Consider the following 19196-nt stretch of genomic DNA (forward strand, 5'->3'; position numbering starts at 1 on the left):
AAGATGCCTGTTCCACACAAACTCAATTTTATTCAACAACAGGCAAGATGCCTGTTCCACACAAACTCAATTTTATTGTGGAACGGGCATCTTGCCCGTTTCTAAACAGATTTAAATTGTAGATTGCAGAAGCGTTATAATAAACAAAAATTTAAGTTTTGTAAAGACCATTGACTGCAACATTCACACCCAAAAACAGCCGAACCTGGCACGCTCTCAACCCCCTGTGGCAAGGAGCAGAAGACGCAGTACAGAAGGGTTTACCCCACACCAAGCTAGCACCGGCGTGGCAAATACTGCTCCTGGGCGACGGTTCCCCCACCCGTCACCTGCAACTGCTGACAGGGGAACCCACAGAAGTAGATGTGATCGATATGTCCTTAGTGGGTGAAGACGCAGACGGCGCGCCGGAGCAAATTGTCGCGGTTCCGGGGCCGCGCCTGCGCCGACAAGTGTGGCTGCGGACTGCTTCTGGACAGCGTTTAGCCTATGCAACTTCTTGGTGGGAAGCGAGTCATGTAGACGAATATTTGCAAAATAAATCTTTGCCAATTTGGGCGAGTTTAGCGCGGCTGCGGACGGAATTGTATCGCGACGTGCAAGGCATTTATTTGGGTAATTCGGCTGCTTTGGAGTCAGCTTTTGAACAGTCGGGGCCTTTTTGGGGGCGACACTATTTGTTTTGGCATCACGGTAAGCCATTGACGCTGATTTATGAGGTTTTTTCGCCTTATTTAACTAAGTATTTGGGGCCTATGCAATAAACCTTTAGGGATAGGTTCATTGATTGACCGAAGAAATGGGATACAAGCCTCCCCCTTCTAGGGGGACTTTTGGGGCGGATATCCTCATCGAAGATTTTGAATCAAGCAAATACCATTTATTCAGACTCGCTGTAGAATGGTTGTATGTTAAATCTAACCTACGAGTACAAGCTCATTCCCACCAACGCGCAACGCGAAACATTCGACCAGTGGCTGAACATCTGCCGCAAGGTCTATAACTTTGCGTTGCGGGAACGGAAGGATTGGGTCAATTCTCGCAAGTGTGATATCAACTCGTGCAGCATCAAACAGGAATACATTATCCCTGTCGATGCACCTCGTCCAACCTTTGCCCGTCAGTGCAAAGCACTGGCATTCGCGAAGAAGTTAATTCCTGAATTGAAACTACCTCACACCCATGTTTTGCAACAAGTATTGCGGCAATTAGAAGCCGGGTTTGTGGCGATGTGGGAACAGGGGCACGGGTTCCCTAGATTCAAAAAGCGGATGCGCTCATTTGTGTTCCCGCAATTAAATCTAGAATCTGTCAAACGGTTTAACGGTGCGGACTGGGTTAATCTCCCTAAAATTGGCCCCGTCAAAATGCACCTATCTCGACTAATCCCAAAAGGTTTTGAGGTCAAGCAAATTCGCGTCGTCAAACGGGCGTCTGGTTACTATGCCATGCTCGCGCTGCAATGCGATGTTGAAGTGCCTCAAGCATTACCTTCAGGACATGGATTAGGGATTGATTTAGGGTTAGAACACTTTTTGGCAACTTCTGATGGCGAGTTGATTGATAGACCTCGATTCTTTGTGGATGGACAGCGCAAGCTGAAATTGCTGCAACGTCAATTGAAACGAAAGAAAAAAGGCTCTAGAAAATTTCGTCAACTGCAACATCAAATTGCCAAGCACCACGAGTACATCTCGAATAGTCGGAAAGACTTCCATTTCAAGACTGCCCATCATTTGTGCGAACAGGCTGGTGCTGTATTTGCTGAGGATTTGAATCTTAAAGCGATGTCTAGCCAGTGAATGATGAGCAAGCACACGTTAGATGCAGGATTTGGTCAGTTCCTCAACATCTTGAACCATGTTTGCTTCAAACGAGGTGCATACTTCGCCAAGGTGGATGCCAAGGGCACTAGCCAAACCTGCCCAAGATGTCAAATTCATACAGGCAAAAAACAACTGTCTGAACGGGTACATAAATGCTCTGAATGCGGGTATGAAACGAATCGAGACGTGGCAGCCGCACAAGTGGTTTTGCAGCGTGGTTATACAGCGGTGGGGCACATCGCAGTGAATTTTGGGGAGGGCAAGCTACATGGGTAGTCCCGATGAACCAAGAATCCCCGCTCCTTCAGGACGGGAGGTTGTCAAAGCGCCCTTGTCCATCCCGCCCCGTCGGAGTCAGCGAGGTTGTCTCCTGAGCAATGTCACGATCGCCTTGAGTAATTCATTCGGTTCGATCGGTTTTGCTACATGACGTTGAAACCCAGCAGCGAGAGCTTGTTTCTGATTAAAGTCTCCAGCGTAGGCAGTCAGGGCGATCGCCGGAATTTGCCCACCCTGCTCTGGCGGCAAAGCTCTCACTTGCCGCATTAACATATAGCCATCCATATTTGGCATCCCAATGTCGCTCAAGACGATATCCGGCTTAGATTGCCTTAACGCTGCAAAGGCTTTTTCTGCTGAGCTTGCTGAAATAACGCTTGCCTGGGCCTGCTGCAACAGAAACACCACAAACTCGCGCGAATCGATATCATCATCAACCACCAAAACTCGAACGCCTTGCAAATTGAGAGATGGCTGGGAGAATTGCTCCGCCTGATTTTTGGCTGGACTAATCGGCAGCAGCGGCAACCTAACGGTAAAAGTGGCTCCTAGTCCTTCACCGGGGCTGTCTGCCTTAACCGTGCCCCCATGTAATTCAACGAGATGACGCACGATCGCCAATCCCAATCCCAAGCCACCAAACTGGCGCGTCGTGCTACTATCAGCTTGACGGAAGTAGTCAAAGACGTAGGGCAAAAACTCTGAAGGAATTCCCTTGCCGTTGTCGCGGACGGTGATTTGAGCTTGATTGTCCGCTTGTGCTAATCGCACCTCAACCCGACCACCTGCGGGGGTAAACTTAACAGCATTGGAAAGCAGATTCCATACGACTTGCTGCAAGCGGGTGGCATCGCCGGAAACAGAGCTAATGTTCGGATCGAGGCTGACCTCTACCCCAATGGATTTGGCTTCTGCTGCCAACTGCACAGTCTCGATCGCGGCTCTAATCGTTGATGCCAAGTTGACCGGACTAACAGTCAGACTGAGTTTGCCTTGCAAAATCCGAGAGACATTGAGCAAATCTTCAATCAGTCTAGATTGCAATTGGGCATTGCGCTCGATCGTTGCTAGTCCTAGTGCCGTCTTTGATGCGTCTAGCTTGCCGTTTTGGAGCAACCTTGACCAGCCCAAGATGGGATTGAGCGGCGATCGCAACTCGTGGGACAGAACAGCCAAAAACTCATCTTTAATGCGGTTGGCATTTTCGGCGACTTCCCGTGCATTCTGTTCGCGTTGCAGGATTTGTTCGCGTTCAGCTTCGATGCGCTGGCGATCGGTGACGTTTCTGAAGTAGACAGTGATTCCGTCTGCGGCAGGATAGGCTTGGACTTCGTACCAGCGGTTGTGGTCAGGATAAAACGAGATAAACGAAGAAGCAACCCGCTCGCTGGCGGTTTGGCGATAGGCTCGCTCGAATTCCAGGCCGACGGCGCTTGGATATTCTTCCCAGATCACTTTGCCAAGCAGATCGCCCGGAGTGCGATCGAGCAAGCGTTCTCCCTGCCGATTCACGTAGGTGAACCGCCAATCTCGGTCGAGCGCGAAGAATCCGTCGGTAATACTCTCTAAGATATTCCGGCTTTGCTCCTCGCTTGCCTGCAAAGCTTTCTGGGCTGCGATGCGCTCGGTTTCGATGCGCTTGCGATCGCTGATATCTTTAAACACGATCGCAACTTTTCGCTCCTCTGGCTGCCCGGTGCGGCAGGCATAAACGTCGAACCAACGATTCATTACCTCGGAACCACTCTCAAAACGAACGGATTCACCTGTCAGTGCGACTTGGCCGTAAATCTTAATCCAGTAGTCTTCAAGATCGGGAAGTAACTGACGCGCCGTTTTACCGAGTGCTTGTCGAAGTCCAGTTTGTTCCTCGAAGACGGGATTGATTTCCAAAAAGCGGTAGTCGATCGGCGTGTCGTTCTCGTCAAACAGCATCTCAATGACGCAAAAGCCTTCATCGATCGACTCAAACAGCGTTCGATAGCGTTCCTCCGATCGGCGTAAGGCAGACTCGCCTTGTTTGCGATCGTCAATGTCAATCACCGAGCCAATGTAGCCTTTAAATTGACCCTCTGGCCCAAGCCAGGGATTCGCCATATCGATCGCCCAAATATACTCACCGTCTTTACGGCGCAAGCGATACTCCACTCGGAACGCCTCTTGGCGCTGATTCGCTGCTACGAACGTTTGCTCGGCATACTCGCGATCGTCTGGATGGGTCATGTTCAACCAGCCAAATCCTAAACCCGTTTCTGGGGTTTGTCCTGTAAAGTCGTACCAGCTTTGGCTGAGATAGTGGCAGTAGCCCCTAGGGTCTGTCACCCAGACCATAAAGGGAGCATTGTCTGCCATGTTGCGGAATTTCTCTTCACTGTCTCGCAGTGCTGCTTCTGCCTGTTTGCTGTCGTCAATATCCACTGAAGCACCGATCCAATGTGCGATTTCACCATTCGCATCGCGCCAGGGAGTGGCTTCATTCAAAAACCAGCGAAACTGATTGTCGTGCCGCCGCAGGCGATGTTCGTAACGGATATTTCTGCCTGTTGCGATCGCGCTAGCAATCTCTTGGACAATGCGATCGCGATCGTCAGGATGATGCACATTTTCCGGCCATTTTTCGCGCTGCAATTCATTGAACGGTTTGCCGAAATAATCCAAAAAGCTCTGATTCAGGAAGACCAGTTCCCCCGCCGCGTCTAACATCCAGACGTGATGCGTGGAAAGTTCCGTGAGGGTGCGGTATTTTGCTTCAGATTCGCGCACAGCAAGGCTAGAGCGATCGCGCTCTAGCACGATGCTGGCGATTTGAGCGCCAAACTCAGCGAGTCGGTATTCCCAATCGGTCGGCATCCGTGCCTCACCGAAGCAAAGCATTAAAGACCCCAGTGGCAGACGATCTACGCCTGGGATGGGTGCGGAGTGACAAGCCAGCACGCCGTGAGCCACACATAAGTCTCGCCATTCCTGCGACCAGCGATCGTCGCGGGCAATGTCTGCACAAGTGACAGGCTGATTGCGATATACCGCCTCGCCGCACGTCCCAATGGCAAGTTCATTAATCGGCGCATCTTTGAGTCCTTGACTGAACGACGGTGGCAAGTCTGGGGCAATTAAGCGGGGAAATGTTTGTCGTCGGGCATCGGTCAGCAGGACGCAGGCGCTGACATGGGGATTCAGCTTAGACATCGAGGCGCACAAAGCTGAGAAACATTGCTCCAGCGGCTGCCCGGATGCAGTCAACTCCAGCAGTCGCTTTTGCTCGACCAGCACGAGTTCAGATTGTTTGCGATCGGTTATGTCACGATAATAAATACTGAGACCTGCGATCGCGGGATAAGCGTGAATCTCTAACCACATCGTCAGGGGTTCGTAGAGAACCTCAAAGTGAGCCGCTACTTGGTCTGCCACAACTTGGCGATAAGTCTGTTCGACGATCGTGCCGACTGACCAAGGCCACATTTCCCAATGCGTTTTACCAATTATCTCCGACCGTTGCACGTTATTTAATTTGGCAACTTCTTGGTTGACGTAAGTAATGCGCCACTCCCCATCCAGAGACATAAAGGCATCGGTAATGCTTTCGAGAATATTGACTGCCCGCCCCGCCGCCTCGTCCAAGGCTTGACGGGTTGCTTCTGTTTCTAGCCTCGCGGCTTGCTCGCGCTGCAAGGCTAATTCAGCCGTCTGACGCTGATGAATACTCTGCAAAGCAGCAGCAGTAAAGCCTGCGAGACTGGTCATTAATCGTAGGTCTTCCCGATCGAAATGTCGCTGCTCGTTGTGAGAAACAATCCAAATTGTGCCTAGCTGTAGATCGTTCGCGCCAAGCGGCAACAGCAGTCCCTCAACAATGGGAAACTGTGGATCGTGCAAGTATGTGAAATAGCGTTCGGGACGCGCGTATAGTAGCGGGTGTCCGCACTGAATCGTCGTGCGACAAGCACTAAAGTTGCCAGGTGTAGTTGTTTGTTCTAAAGATGCTAATGCACCTGCGATCGCCACCCAGCGAAAAACGGAGCTGCCATCTGCTAAAGTTTCCAACAAGCTGACCCCAGCAGTGTCGCAACGACAGAGATCCCTGGCAATCTGAACCAGGGTTTTGAGCATGGACTGCGGCTCGTCGGTCAGTTGTTGAGCGAGAATATGAAGCGCTTGGTTTTCAGCCGCTAAGTCCGGCATTCTTGCTGGACGATCGGCCAGTGCTGCTGTAATCAGGACATCTGCTTCAGTAATTACCTTTTGGCTGTTTTGAGGTAAACCATTCTCTGAAGGGACAGAGTGACTGTGGAAGCTAGAAGTCATAAATTCTCAGTCCTCGCGCTGAAAAATATTTGGCTAATCTAATCTTGGCGCGATCGCCCATCTGATGCAGCAAGCGATCGATCTGCTTCAAAGCGACCGGTAAGGGCTCAGTCCGCCCGTTTTCCCAACGATTAACACTTTGAAAGCAAACCCCTAGCTTTTTTGCAAATTTGACTTGAGAGAGTTCAAGGCGCTGCCATGTCTGGCGAACCAACTCTGCAAGCTCTAACTGTTCGATTACAGACATACAGCAGAAATTATAATTTCCTACTTATAGCGGTTCGAGCGAAAGATGAGGTACGTTGTTGGGCTTCAGCCCTCTTAGTTTGGGTGGTTATGTAAGCTGTCAGTCATACCTGATCTTTTTGAGAAAGGCTATATTTAGCTATACCACGCGGTACAGAACTCGTCCATCGGAAGGCACAAAAGTTTAGATATGAAACTTTACTTATTGATAGCAGGAGTCACCTACAGCGGTTCTCAAGCGTGGTGAGGTATGCCCTATGCCCTATGCCCTATGCCCTATGCCCTATGCCCTATGCCGGATAGTACCTCATCTTTCTGAGAAAGGCTATACATCTCACCATCCATTCAAATTATCCCATAGGTAAGGTGCGAATTGCACACCCTAGAACTAAAGTTATTGCTTAAGTCCTAAACTGGCAATTTTTAGTCGCCGAAATTTCACTTGCAAACCGTCGCGAGGATGAGGAATCGGTACTGCGATCGAACTCAAATCTTGATCCGGTAACAGTTCCCACTCGTACTCCCGAATCATCCTCGCTGCAAACAACTTCATTTCTAATCGGGCAAATTCTTTGCCCAAACATTCTCGCAAACCTCCACCAAAGGGCACGTAGCTGAAAGGTTTAGCCGATCGATCGGAGTTAAATCGATCGGGGTCGAATCGATCTGGTTCGGGGTAAACTGCGCTATCCTGATGCGTCAGATTAATTTCAGAAAGCACGCTCCAACCTTTAGGAATTTCATAGCCGCCGAACTCACAAGCATTAATTACTGTCCGAAAAACACCTCCCACCGGTGGAACTAAACGCAGCACTTCTCGCAGCACCTGTTCTAAATAGGTCATTTGTTTGAGTTGTTCCAATGTTAGGGGTTGCGTAGCGGGGAACTGCTGCTGTTCGGCTCGCACTTTTGCCATCACATCGGGATGTTGAGCTAGGAGAAGACACAAAGAGGCGATCGCCGAAGTTAGAGTTTCGTGCCCCGCAAACAACAGCAGCAGCACTTGATCTTTTAACTCCTGGGCACTCAAACTATTTCCCTCGTCATCGCGAGCCGCAATCAGCAAACTCAAAGCATCATTGCCGCGAGGCGTTCCCTGTTGGCGATCGCGAATAATATTTTCCAGTTCTGGCAACAGTAAATTTCTGCTCTTTTTAGCTTTGCCAAACTGGCTCCAAGGCAAATTTAAAGGAATAGAAAATAAACCCTTAGACCAATTTTCAAAATAATTGCCAAGCGCAGTTGCCGAACCACAATCAATCCCAACCAACAACTTACCCGCAACATCAAAAGTATAATTTCTCAGTTCGGGATACCAAGTCAGGGTTTCCATTTCTTCCCATTTTTCCAAATAGCGCCGAGTGATATTTTCCATCGCGTCGATGTAGCCAGCCAGCGCTCGCGGTTGAAATGCTTGGTACAGCAACTTGCGCCGATTTTGGTGGTCAGCACCCGTTTGCAACGCCAAGGAAAGCGGCCCTAAAAGCGCTTTCGCGCTCGGAGGAAAATCAACAACAAAATACTGGTTTTCATTGCTTAAAACAAATAAATTCGCCTCCGGGCCGCACATAAAAACTGTAGGCTGTCCGAAAATGCTGGTTTTGAAAATATTTCCGTACTGCTGGTGGCGTTTTTTGGCGAATTGGGAATCTTGCAAAAAGTTGAGGGTATCGCCAATTAGCGGCAAACCGAAACTGCCGGGAGGTAATGCCATTTTAGATTTTAGGTTTTGGGTTTGAGGAATTGGTTATTGGCTATTATAACCAACTTTGCTGTACGGACACGGCACTGTCGTGTCCCTACCGGACATCTGTACGGACACGGCAGTGCCGTGTCCCTACCGGACATCTGTACTTCACTCAACTGAGAAATGCTACGATCGCCAATAACAAACAACTAATAACTAATAACAAACAACAAACAACAAACAACAAACAACAAACAACAAACAACAAACAACAAACAACAAACAACAAACAACAAACAACAAATAACCAACAACTAATAACCAACAACTAATAACCAACAACTAATAACTAATAACAAATAACTAATGACTAACAATTGGAATCTTGATCGTAAATTCAGAGCCTTTCCCCACTACGGAGAAACACTTGATTTCACCTTTATGTTTTTCGACAATAATTGAATGGGAAATCGCTAAACCCATCCCCGTCCCCGAACCGATCGGTTTTGTAGTATAGAAGGGGTCAAATATCCGCTGCTGGACTCCATCGGTGATACCTGCACCGTTATCAGCAATTTTAATCACAGCGAAAGTACCTTCTACCTCTGTACGAATGCGGATAATTCCCGGATTTTCGAGCGGTTCTTGTAAAACGTCAATAGCGTTAGCGATAATATTCATAAACACCTGATTCAACAGTCCGGCGTAGCACTCCACCAGCGGCAATTGTCCGTATTCTTTAACGAGTTGAATTGCGGGGCGATGGTACTCCGTACCCGCTACGCTAACGGGCTGAACTTTCAGACGGTGTTCTAAAATCATCAATGTGCTGTCGATTCCTTCGTGAATGTTAACATTTTTCATGTCGGATTCATCGAGGCGAGAGAAATTCCGCAAACTCCGCACGATATCCCGAATCCGAGTGGCTCCCACCTGCATAGAAGACAGCATTTTCGGCAAGTCGTCTAACAAGAAATCCAGCTCTAACACCTCTATTTCTTCCTGAAGAGCTGGAGAAGGTTCCGGGTATTCATCTCGATACATTTGCAGCAGTTTCATCAGGTTTCCGGTGTATTCTTCTGTGTAGGTAAGATTGCCGAAAATAAAGCTGACCGGGTTATTGATTTCGTGGGCAATTCCTGCTACCATCTGGCCGAGACTCGACATTTTTTCTGCCTGCACGAGTTGAGTTTGAGCTGTCTGGAGTTCGCACAGAGTTACTTCGAGTTTAGCTGCTTGTTCTTGCGCTATCCGAGCTGAATCGACGCTTTGAGTGTAAAGTTCGGCTTGATTAATGGCGATCGCCAATTGATTCCCTACTGCTACTAACAATTCCACTTCTGTATCGCTCCAACACCGCACGCTGCTAGAAGCGCTACAGCAAATTACCCCAATTTTACCAGCAGATGTTTGAAGGGGAATGTCCAGCAGAGAATTGAATCCTACATACCTAAGAAATTCGCGCTCTGCTGGATCGGTGACTGTCTCGCAATCATCGACCCGAATTATTTCCAAATTGGCAATCCGCTCGACGTGAGAACCAGTCACACCAGCAGGAACTAAACCCAAAAGCGAAGGCAAACCGGCATTTTTTGCCTCGTATTGCACTGCCCAAACAGGTGGCGAGGCGTCTGGCCAATACCAAATAAACTGACAGCGATCGAGTTGCAGCAACTCGCGAATCTGCTGCACAGTTGTCGCTAAAATAGTATCTAAATCCAGAGATTTGCGGATATTGCTCGCTAGTTGATTCAGCAGCACTTCCTGCTCGGCTAATTTGCGGAATCTCGCTTCCGACTCTTGCAACTGTCTTTGAGCTTCTCTTTGTTTCGTCACGTCCAAACCCAAACCTATCAAGCCGATCGCGTTACCGCAATCATCTTTGACCTGAGTTTTAATTATCTCCAACTGGTGATATTCACCGTCAACAAGCTGCAGCACTTCTTCAGCATAACAGGGAATATCTTGGCTCCACGCTTGCGTGTCAGATTCCATACAGTTAACAGATGCTTCTAATCCCAAAGCTTCGGAATAGTGAGATGCTGCTAAAAATCTTGATTCGGGAATAGCCACAGCTTCGCAGAAAGTTTTGTTAACTAATAACATCCGCCCGCTAGCATTTGCCATCCATACCCAGATGGGAGCGTTGTCAATAATGCTCCTCAACGTTTGCTTTTGTGTGGCGAGAGCAACTTCTGTTTGTTTGCGCTTAATTCCCAGGGCGATCGAATCGGCAGTTAACGCCCAAGCAACCAGCGTTGATTCCTTGAACTCCTGGCGAGCAAACATCGCGATTACTCCCAGCAACTGATTGTCAACAATTAGCGGATATCCAGCAAAAGCCACCATTCCTTCTCGTGAGGCCCATTCTTTGTCGTGGACTCGGGGATCTTCTTGCACAGAATTAGTGATGTGAGGTTTTCGCTCCAGGGCGATTAAACCTATCTTGAACTCACCGACAGCAATGCGGCTGTGAGCGCCGTCAATGCGAGTATATATCCCCGCGCTTGCTTGCAGCTCCAATACGTTTTCCTCTTGATTCAGCGTCCAAATCCGAGCAAACGCAGCATCCAAATGGCGCACAACTGCATCGGTGCAATATTGCAAAGTTGCAAGCAAAGTCTGGTTTTGAGTTAGAACAATTCCCACATCTGCTGTGAATAAAGAAAGTTTCAATTGTTCTGCTAAAGCTTGTTCTGCTATTTTGCGCTCTGTAATGTCCGTAGCAGCACCGAGGCGCTGCTGAATTTTCCCATCCTTTGTTCTGCTAAATACAACATTCCGGCTGATCAACCAGTGCCAACAGCCATTTTTGTTGCGCGCCCGATATTCGTACTCAATAACCTCACCGTCGGGAGCATTTTGTAATTGCTGCCAATATTCGGGAAATTTAGCTAAATCATCAGGGTGGATAATGGTAGGTAACAGACTGCTGCCCATTTTTTGAACTTCTTGGGCGGTATAGCCGAGGGTGTCAGTGATTTCGCGGTTGCTGTAGACATTTCGCTGCTCGGTTTCGTCGTAAACATAGAGAAGATTCGGACTGGTATTGGCAATTCGCTCAACAAAACGCTGGCTGGCTTGCAGCGCTGCTTCTGCAAGTTTTCGATCGGTAATGTCGATCGAATTGCCAATCAGGCGGTAGATTCTGCCAGAGGCATCGCGCAGCGCCGTCAGAGTTACCATAAACCAATGTTGTGCGCCTTCCAACTCGGCGCTGTCTTCATAAGAAATCGAGCTGCCGGCTGCCAAACAATCGACGCATCTTTGCCGAAAATCTGCTGCTGCTGGCGGGGGAAAAACCTCTTCTGGGGTTTTGCCTTTGACATCGGCGCTCAAAAGACCTGTAGAGGCTTCTGTGGCTGTATTCCAGCCTGCATAGCGAAACTCTCCGTCGGCGCCGACATCGACCACGAAAAGAGCTTGACTGGAGCCGTTATAGATGCTGTTTAAAAATTCTTCTTGTTCGCGCGATTGTGTTTCGGCTTTTTTGCGTTCTGTAATGTCGGTGGAACTGCCGACAACGCGATAAATTTTGCCCGATGCGTCCTGCAGCGGAGTCAGAGTTAGGATCGACCAGATTTGTCTAGCCTCAAAAGTAGCAGAATATTCGCGGGAAATCGAGCTGCCTTTTTCCAAACAGTCGATCAAATTCTGTCGCAACATTGCTGCTGTAGCTTCTGGGAAAAGCTCTTGTGGAGTTTTGCCGTACCCGAATTCGCTGCTGATGCCGCCGAGTAAATCTGTTGCTGGGTTCCAGCCGGCGTAGCGAAATTCTCCGTCTTCGCAGGCATCTATTACAAAAATGCTGTAGTCTACGCCGTCGTAAATGCTGCGTAAAAATTCTTTTTGCTGCTGTATTTGTTCTTCTGTTATTTTGCGATCGGTAATATCGAAGTGCGCTCCCACCCACTGGCGAACGCTGCCGTCTGCGTTCAATACGGGCACACCGCGCGCGCTCATGTACCTGTACTCGCCGTCGTGCCTCCGCAAGCGGTGTTCTACTTCGTATAAAGTGCAGTTGGCAACTGCATCAGACCAAATCTTTGCAGTATGTTGTCTGTCGTCTGGATGGATAGCATTCAGCCACCCCCATCCTTTAAGTTCGCCGTAAGTCTGTCCTGTAAATGCACTCCAGCCTGTTTGTTCGGTGACAAATTCGCCTGCGGCTTTAGTATCCCAAACAATTTGGGATGTGGCTTCAATTAAGCAGCGGTAGCGTTCCTCGCTTTCTTGCAGGGCTTTTTCGGCGCGTATGCGATCGCTGATGTCGCGAGATATGGCAACTACGCCGATAATATTTTCCTGAGAGTCGCGCCAAGGGTATTTTGCGGTTAGAAACGTTCGCACAGCCCCGTTTTTTGGTAGATATTCTTCATAAGTCAAATATTCTCCTGCCGTCACTCTGCTGTCGATTTCGATAATTTGGCTGGCCCTTTCAGCGGGAAATAATCCTGCATCGTCTGTGCCTAGAATTGCCTCGATCGGTTTTTCAAAAAATTGAGCTAGCGCAGAATTAGCGATCGTGTAGCGGCCTTGAATATCCTTGACACAAATGATATCCGGCGTGCTTTCAATCACGGAATACAAGATAGAATTGCTGTGCTGGAGTGACTCTTGGGCGCTTTGGCGATCGGTAATGTCGCGGCCGATAGCGTACATCAATTCTTCCTCGCAGAAAGGGATCGCAGTCCAGGCTACCCATTTGTAAGACCCGTTTCGACACTGCCAGCGATTTTCAAACCCAACGTTATTATTCCCCGCAGCAATACTTTCAGCTTGTTTTAGAGTAGCTTCGCGATCGTCTGGATGCACGAATTCAACGAACAGTTTGCCAATCATTTCTGCTGGGGAATAGCCGAGGATTTTTTCTGCTGCTGGGTTGATGCGTTTGAAATAACCGTCAAAACCAATGACGCACAGCAAATCTGGCGAGAGGCTAAAAAAGCGATCGCACCCGTTGGGTTGGCTGGATGGGCGATCGTTTTGGGCTGCGGCAGCAGAGGCGTTTGAGCGCGCCGATACCGCCAAAAAGACAATATTTGCTATTCCCAAAAATCCCAGGGCGAGTTGGCCACCGTACAAATTATCGCGGCTGCCAGCTACGAGCCACCCGTTTAACACAAGCAGTACAATTATCAAAACTGAGAATAAAGTGCCTGGGGCGATCGTCGCTAGGCTGATTGTTTTTTCATCCTGCTTGCTGCATTCTGCCTTTTCTATTTTGGTGGCTGCTGCCGTAATTTTTATCAACAACAGTTGCACTAAGTTCGAGAATTTACTGCTTTTTGATTCTTCGATACGAACAGAAGATTTCATTTTTTTACTCTTGATCCCGTTTTACTTGTGATGAGCCAAAATTACAAGAATAAAGATGTTTAAATATTGTAAAACTTTCCTAGCTTGCGAAATCTAGCCTTTTAAAATTTGCGTAAATTTACGCAACCAGACCAGAGAATTAAGTGTATTTACGGAATTAGGGATCGATCTTTTTTTAGCTAGGGTGGGCATTTTATACTTTTTCCGACTCATAGAGAGAGTTTATCTATAATACTACGCTACATATTGTTGTTAGTCATTGGACATTTAGCCTAATTTACGGTAGTCCTGGACGCAGAACCTAATTATGTACGCTGCACATGAAGCTGCTTACCGCGTTAGAGTAGCGTGTTATACCACTTTTTGCGTCCAGGAATGACCGCGTTTGATGTACGAAAATACTGCGTGGAGCTCCCTGGCTGTGGGTTAAACAGCCCGGAATATTAGTCAAGTTCAAACAGGTTGAATTTGAGCATAAATTATGAAGTTAAAATAAAGATCGACTGCTAATTTGTGAAGATAAAAGAAAAAAAATCTTCGTAGCAGTTTTTCCTTGCACGAGATGTTCGCGCGTAATGGCTAATTAGTAATTGGTAACGGGCAATTGGTAATTGATAAGCTGTTGTGCATTTAAAGCACTAACTAGGCTTGTAGGGTGCGTCAGCTAGAACACTTACGCTTAAACGGGAAACACTTCGGACTGACGCACCATACAATCTGTTTTAAATGTTCAACAGCTTACGAGTTTAAAACACTAGATATCAATTTTGTTCGGATTCATCTGCAGGCGATGGGGGCCAAGCAGCTTGGCGACCTAGTTGCTGTTGCCGAATTCGCTCCAAATTCCCCGCAGGAATAGCAGCTATGAGTTGCCGCGTATAAGCTTGCTGCGGTTGGCGGTAAATGCGCTCGGCAGTGCCAATTTCCTCAATTTTACCTTTGTTCATGACGATCGCGCGATCGCTCATAAACTTGACCACGCTCAAATCGTGAGAAATAAAAATATAAGTCAGTCCAAACTCTGTTTGCAACTCCTTCAGCAAATTTAAAACTTGCGCCTGCACCGACACATCTAATGCCGAAACCGACTCATCGCAAATAATAAACTTAGGATTCAAAGCCAAAGCTCTAGCAATACAAATTCGCTGCCGCTGTCCGCCGGAAAACTCGTGAGGGTAACGCTGCATGAAATTGGGATTCAAACCCACTCTATCCAACAAATAAGCCGCGCGGTCGCGCTGTTCTTTCTGGTTCTTACCAAAGCGGTGAATCACCATCGGTTCCATCACCGCCGCCCCAATATTCAGGCGCGGATCGAGAGAACTAAAAGGGTCTTGAAAAATAATTTGCAGGTCGCGCCGCAGCCACCGCAATTTGCGATCGTACTCTTTTTTCATCCGGTAATTAGCCATCCACTGCGATGCCGAACTACTTCTGGCAGGAGGCGTAATTTCTTGACCTTCAAAAAATACTTTACCGCTGGCGATCGGAATTAATTGCAGCAAAGCTCTCGCCAAAGTTGACTTGCCGCAGCCAGACTCGCCCACCAAACCCAAAGTTTCGCCTGGGTAAACTTCAAAAGAAATATCGTTTACCGCCATAAACAAGCGTTTAGTTTCGCCAAACATTCCCTGCACCGGAAAACCGACTCGCAAGTTATTAACAGCCAGCAAAGGCTCGGAAATATTCGGCAGCCGAGGCGGTTTTCCATTTGCAAAAGCGGGATTTCCCCCGCTGCTGTCGCCGTCAATATCGGCATTTTTCTCGACAATTACTAATTCGCCGCTAGCATTTGTGGTGACATCCATAAAATCGGAAACTGTCGGCAAGCGGCGCAGTTGCCGATCGAGAGTTGGGCGGCAAGCTAACAGACCTTTTGTGTAAGGATGTTGGGGATTGCTGAAAATTTGTTCGATCGCACCGCACTCAACAATCTTGCCTCGGTACATCACCGCCACCGTATCGCCAATTTCAGCAATGACGCCCAAATCGTGGGTAATAAAAATCATTGCCATGCCTCTAGAGTCCCGCAACTCGCGCAGCAAAGCTAAGATTGTTGCCTGCACGGTTACGTCCAAAGCCGTGGTCGGTTCGTCAGCAATTAATAAAGTTGGATTGCAAGAAATGGCCATTGCAATCATCACGCGCTGGATTTGACCGCCGGAGAGTTCGTGGGGGTAGCGATCGAGCATAGCTTGTTTTTGACCGTTGACGAGCTCCATCAAATCGCGATCGTCCTCCCGAACAGCTTCTTGCTGCAAAGCCAAACACCGCTGCCTGAGCTCGTCGTCGCCCGGTAGCAGCTTCACCTCTTGCAGCAGAGAAGCAGCTTTGCGCCGCGCTTCTGTCTGCGACACCTTTTGGTGCAAACAAATGGCTTCTGTGAGTTGAAATCCGATCGTATAAACGGGATTGAGCGAACTCATCGGCTCTTGAAAAATCGTCGCAATCTGGCTGCCCCGGTATGTTTGTTTTTCCCTGTCCGGCATTTTCAGCAGATTCACAGGCCCATTGCTAGCGCCGTCTTTTGTCGGAGAAAACCAAATTTCGCCCTCGATTTTCGTTGACGAACTCGACAGCAAACCCATAACAGCCAGGGATGTTACCGATTTTCCCGACCCCGACTCTCCCACGATTCCCAGAGTTTGCCCTCGCTTGACCTCAAACGAAATGCCGTCAACAGCTTTGACTGTTGCAGACGCATCGCCTGCGTCCGCAGATTGAAATTCAACCCGCAGGTTGCGAACTTCTAGGACGGTTTCACTCATGGAAGTCTATGGCAAAAATTAAAGGGAGATTAAGTGGATTGTAGCAGGGCCTGTTAAAGGCAGAAGGCACGAGGAAAGTTTTAAGATTGCTTCGTTCCTCGCAACGCTTCGGGGTTTTGAATTTTAAAGTTTAAATTCTTTAACTTTAAACTCAAAACTCAGAACTACTGGAGTGCCTTCTGCCTGCGAGTAATATCAAATCCGGCAGCATCGGAATTATGTAGTGCGAGCGTCTCGCTCGCGACATAGATCGTTCGCTATGGACGACGCGAGCGCGCTATATCATCACAAATATATTATTCCGATGCAACCGTCCATGATAGAATTTTCCTCAAAAACCGATGACTTGAGTGTCAGGAGGCAGTGCAGTGGCCTCGGAGACCTTTTTAAACACCGTTGCCTGCTCGTTTAAGGAATCAGGTCTCGCCTGTCCGGGTTGGGTGCCTTGCAACTGAAGCCGCATTTGACCTTCGGGAGTCAATTCAAAAACAGTCTGAACTGTTTCTGTGCTGCTGAGGCCGACATCAAGGTGCATCGGTTTTTCACCGAGATTAACTTTGTACCTCATTTCTTTGGCGCGGGCGGCTCCGTCGGGGCCTTTAGCCATGAGAAACAATTTGCCTTCTGGGGCAAAGACGAAGGTGAAAGACTGACCGGAGGGGACTGTGCCTTGCCATTGACCTAGGAGTTGCTGGTCGATGTTGCTGGCGGCCGGGGCTGCTGTTTCTTGGGCAATTGTTGGTGCTGCTGCGGATGCGGGGCCCTGTGAGGCGTTGAAGCTGGCGAGGATGCCGAAGCAAATGCCACCTGCGATCGCTTTGCCAATCATTTTTGAATTAGACATGAGACCGATGTCAAAATTAGTTATTTGTTTTGTATACTGTAGCGGTAAAAACGTAAATTGTTTAGTTTTAATCTCTTTTGGACACGGAAATACATTTAGTCAAATTGAATACCAACCGCTTTAATTTGGGGGATCTGCCGAAAAAGTCGATCGCCCCAAATCTGCTCGCTACCGATTTTGTGGCGTTGTCTGCTGTAGCCTCAGCAATCGCTTTTTTTCGGAAAGCAATCGCTGAGACTGTTTTGCGTTGATTATTCTCAACGCAAAACAGCCTCTGTGATTAATTGCTTTCAAAAGTGCGATCGACTTTTTCTGTCTGAGATTCTGTTTGAGATTCTGGTAAAGATTCCGGCTTCGGTTCCTGTTGATTTTGCGAGCGTTTCGTTCGCTGCAATGCCTCTGCGTAAGACCAAGCCACGCTCACAATAAAAGCTTTCGCCATGCCGGACAAATTTTTTGAATTATCGCTTTTCGGCGGTTCAGCTTTTTGGTTGCTGTCGTTCGTCATGTTTTTGTTTTCTCCGGGGCTGGTTTTTCTAGCGACTTGTTGCTGTGTGCGATCGATACCCACAAACGATACCCACAAATTATAATTTTTATTGCACCCGCACCCTACTTATCTTTGAGGGTATGACCTTGATTACCACGAATAATATCATAAATATGCTGATTGGATGACCGCATCAGAAAGAAACCTTAACTTCGCTGGTTGCCCGCAACACTGACTCCTGCTGGAAAGTGCGCTTGTAAGTTTCGATAATTTCATTAATAGCTCGATTTTTGTCCGGGCTACTGTCATAAATCAAAATAACTATTTTAGAGTTTTCTCGAATCAACATTCCAGAGCTGTTGAGAAACTGCCCCGATCCGTCTAATACCGTTAGCCCTTCCCGAAAACGAGGGGTAATAACTGCCTTGACAAACTCCTGCCATTCTGATTCAGAAACTGTCTCGCCTCCCGGTTTAGTTAAGCCAAAATACAGTTCATCTTTGAGGAGATTTGTTTGGTTGACGTTAGTATCTGCACTTTGGGGAAGTTGAGCGCGGGCAATTGTCGCCGGACAAACAGGCAGAACGAATAGCATACCTGTCAGGCAAAGACTGTTAAGATGTTTATTCATCGGACTTCGTTTGAGTCTTGAGCGGTTTCAACCGCCGAGTCTTACAGCATATTCCATGTATATGCGGTACACACAATAAGAGTCGTAAGTAAGGTGCGTCGCCACGGGTCAATCTGCAAGTTCCATTGAACCTGCTCCGCAGCGACGCACCCTACATAACACGTACCGCACAATATAGCTTTATAGTGTACTTCATGAACCTGGAATATCCTGTATAAACGGGGTTTGTCACCCAAATTTGATATAATTTAACATAAAACGCTGCCCACTCAAAAACCCAGTTTCACAAGAGAAACCGGGTTTTTGAATGTCAGTCCTAGTTTATTTATGCTCGCCTAATTGCTTGCGTCTGCCCTACTTATCCTTTAATTCGCGGATACTTCTCTTAGCCGTGTCTTGGTACATCTCCCCGAATTCTTTCACGGCTGCTCCTGCTTCTTGTCCAATCTTCTGAGCTCGTTCGCCCGGAGAGTCTGACGTTTCGCGAGCTTCTTGCCTCCATTCCCGGGTTGTTTGGGGTCTTTCAGGATTGTTTAGATCCGCTTTTGATCCTCCTGGAGTGCCGAAAGCCTTGTTACTGTGTCCCGAATCAACATTTGCCGTCAGCAGCATAAAACCGACTAGGACAACACTCAAAAAACTCTTCACTTGAAAGCCCTTAAGCAGGGAACTGATGCGAGCGATCGCAGTAGAAATCAAATTCATCTCGGTAATACTCCCTAAGTTGATTGGTGATAAAGTTCAACATTTTTTCATCTAATTGACTCGCTCCAAACTGAGCAGCTAACGCCAGAGAAAGCCAAC

10 protein-coding genes and 1 pseudogene are annotated in these 19196 nt (G+C 48.0%); 2 read left to right on the forward strand and 9 right to left on the reverse strand.

Features of this window, described 5'->3' with window-relative positions; genetic code table 11:
* The first annotated feature begins 170 nt into the window (after nucleotides 1–170).
* Complete coding sequence (locus QUA56_RS13195) at nucleotides 171–764, forward strand: chorismate lyase (RefSeq protein ID WP_333358161.1); 594 nt, start codon at nucleotides 171–173, stop codon at nucleotides 762–764.
* Between the two features lie 144 nt (nucleotides 765–908).
* A pseudogene (locus QUA56_RS13200) lies at nucleotides 909–2200 on the forward strand (RNA-guided endonuclease InsQ/TnpB family protein).
* Here QUA56_RS13200 and QUA56_RS13205 read toward each other — a convergent pair.
* From QUA56_RS13205 to QUA56_RS13245, 9 genes are all read right to left on the reverse strand, one after another.
* Nucleotides 2181–6407 carry a PAS domain S-box protein gene (locus QUA56_RS13205; RefSeq protein WP_333358164.1) on the reverse strand — a complete coding sequence of 1409 codons (4227 nt, stop codon included), beginning with the start codon at nucleotides 6405–6407 and terminating at the stop codon, nucleotides 2181–2183. The pseudogene QUA56_RS13200 and the gene QUA56_RS13205 overlap by 20 nt on opposite strands.
* Nucleotides 6397–6654 (reverse strand): helix-turn-helix transcriptional regulator, encoded by a 258-nt coding sequence (locus QUA56_RS13210; RefSeq protein ID WP_333358167.1) that lies wholly within the window; start codon nucleotides 6652–6654, stop codon nucleotides 6397–6399. Before QUA56_RS13210 ends, QUA56_RS13205 begins: the two co-directional genes overlap by 11 nt.
* Nucleotides 6655–7047: 393 nt before the next feature.
* Complete coding sequence (locus QUA56_RS13215) at nucleotides 7048–8367, reverse strand: cytochrome P450 (RefSeq protein WP_333358169.1); 1320 nt, start codon at nucleotides 8365–8367, stop codon at nucleotides 7048–7050.
* A gap of 336 nt (nucleotides 8368–8703) precedes the next feature.
* On the reverse strand, nucleotides 8704–13659 hold the full coding sequence (locus QUA56_RS13220; protein ID WP_333358171.1) for a PAS domain S-box protein: 4956 nt from the start codon (nucleotides 13657–13659) through the stop codon (nucleotides 8704–8706).
* A gap of 761 nt (nucleotides 13660–14420) precedes the next feature.
* Nucleotides 14421–16427 carry an ABC transporter ATP-binding protein gene (locus QUA56_RS13225; protein ID WP_333358174.1) on the reverse strand — a complete coding sequence of 669 codons (2007 nt, stop codon included), beginning with the start codon at nucleotides 16425–16427 and terminating at the stop codon, nucleotides 14421–14423.
* A 331-nt stretch (nucleotides 16428–16758) separates the two neighbouring features.
* Complete coding sequence (locus QUA56_RS13230) at nucleotides 16759–17271, reverse strand: hypothetical protein (protein WP_333358177.1); 513 nt, start codon at nucleotides 17269–17271, stop codon at nucleotides 16759–16761.
* 280 nt (nucleotides 17272–17551) lie between these two features.
* Nucleotides 17552–17857 (reverse strand): hypothetical protein, encoded by a 306-nt coding sequence (locus tag QUA56_RS13235; RefSeq protein WP_333358179.1) that lies wholly within the window; start codon nucleotides 17855–17857, stop codon nucleotides 17552–17554.
* Nucleotides 17858–17954: 97 nt separating this feature from the next.
* The gene (locus QUA56_RS13240) at nucleotides 17955–18392 is read right to left on the reverse strand and encodes a DUF3574 domain-containing protein (RefSeq protein WP_333358181.1); all 438 of its coding nucleotides are present in this window, start codon (nucleotides 18390–18392) and stop codon (nucleotides 17955–17957) included.
* Between the two features lie 354 nt (nucleotides 18393–18746).
* The gene (locus tag QUA56_RS13245; RefSeq protein WP_333358184.1) at nucleotides 18747–19097 is read right to left on the reverse strand and encodes a hypothetical protein; all 351 of its coding nucleotides are present in this window, start codon (nucleotides 19095–19097) and stop codon (nucleotides 18747–18749) included.
* Nucleotides 19098–19196 lie beyond the last annotated feature (99 nt).

This window comes from Microcoleus sp. N3A4 (assembly GCF_036701805.1).
Lineage (GTDB): Bacteria > Cyanobacteriota > Cyanobacteriia > Cyanobacteriales > Microcoleaceae > Microcoleus.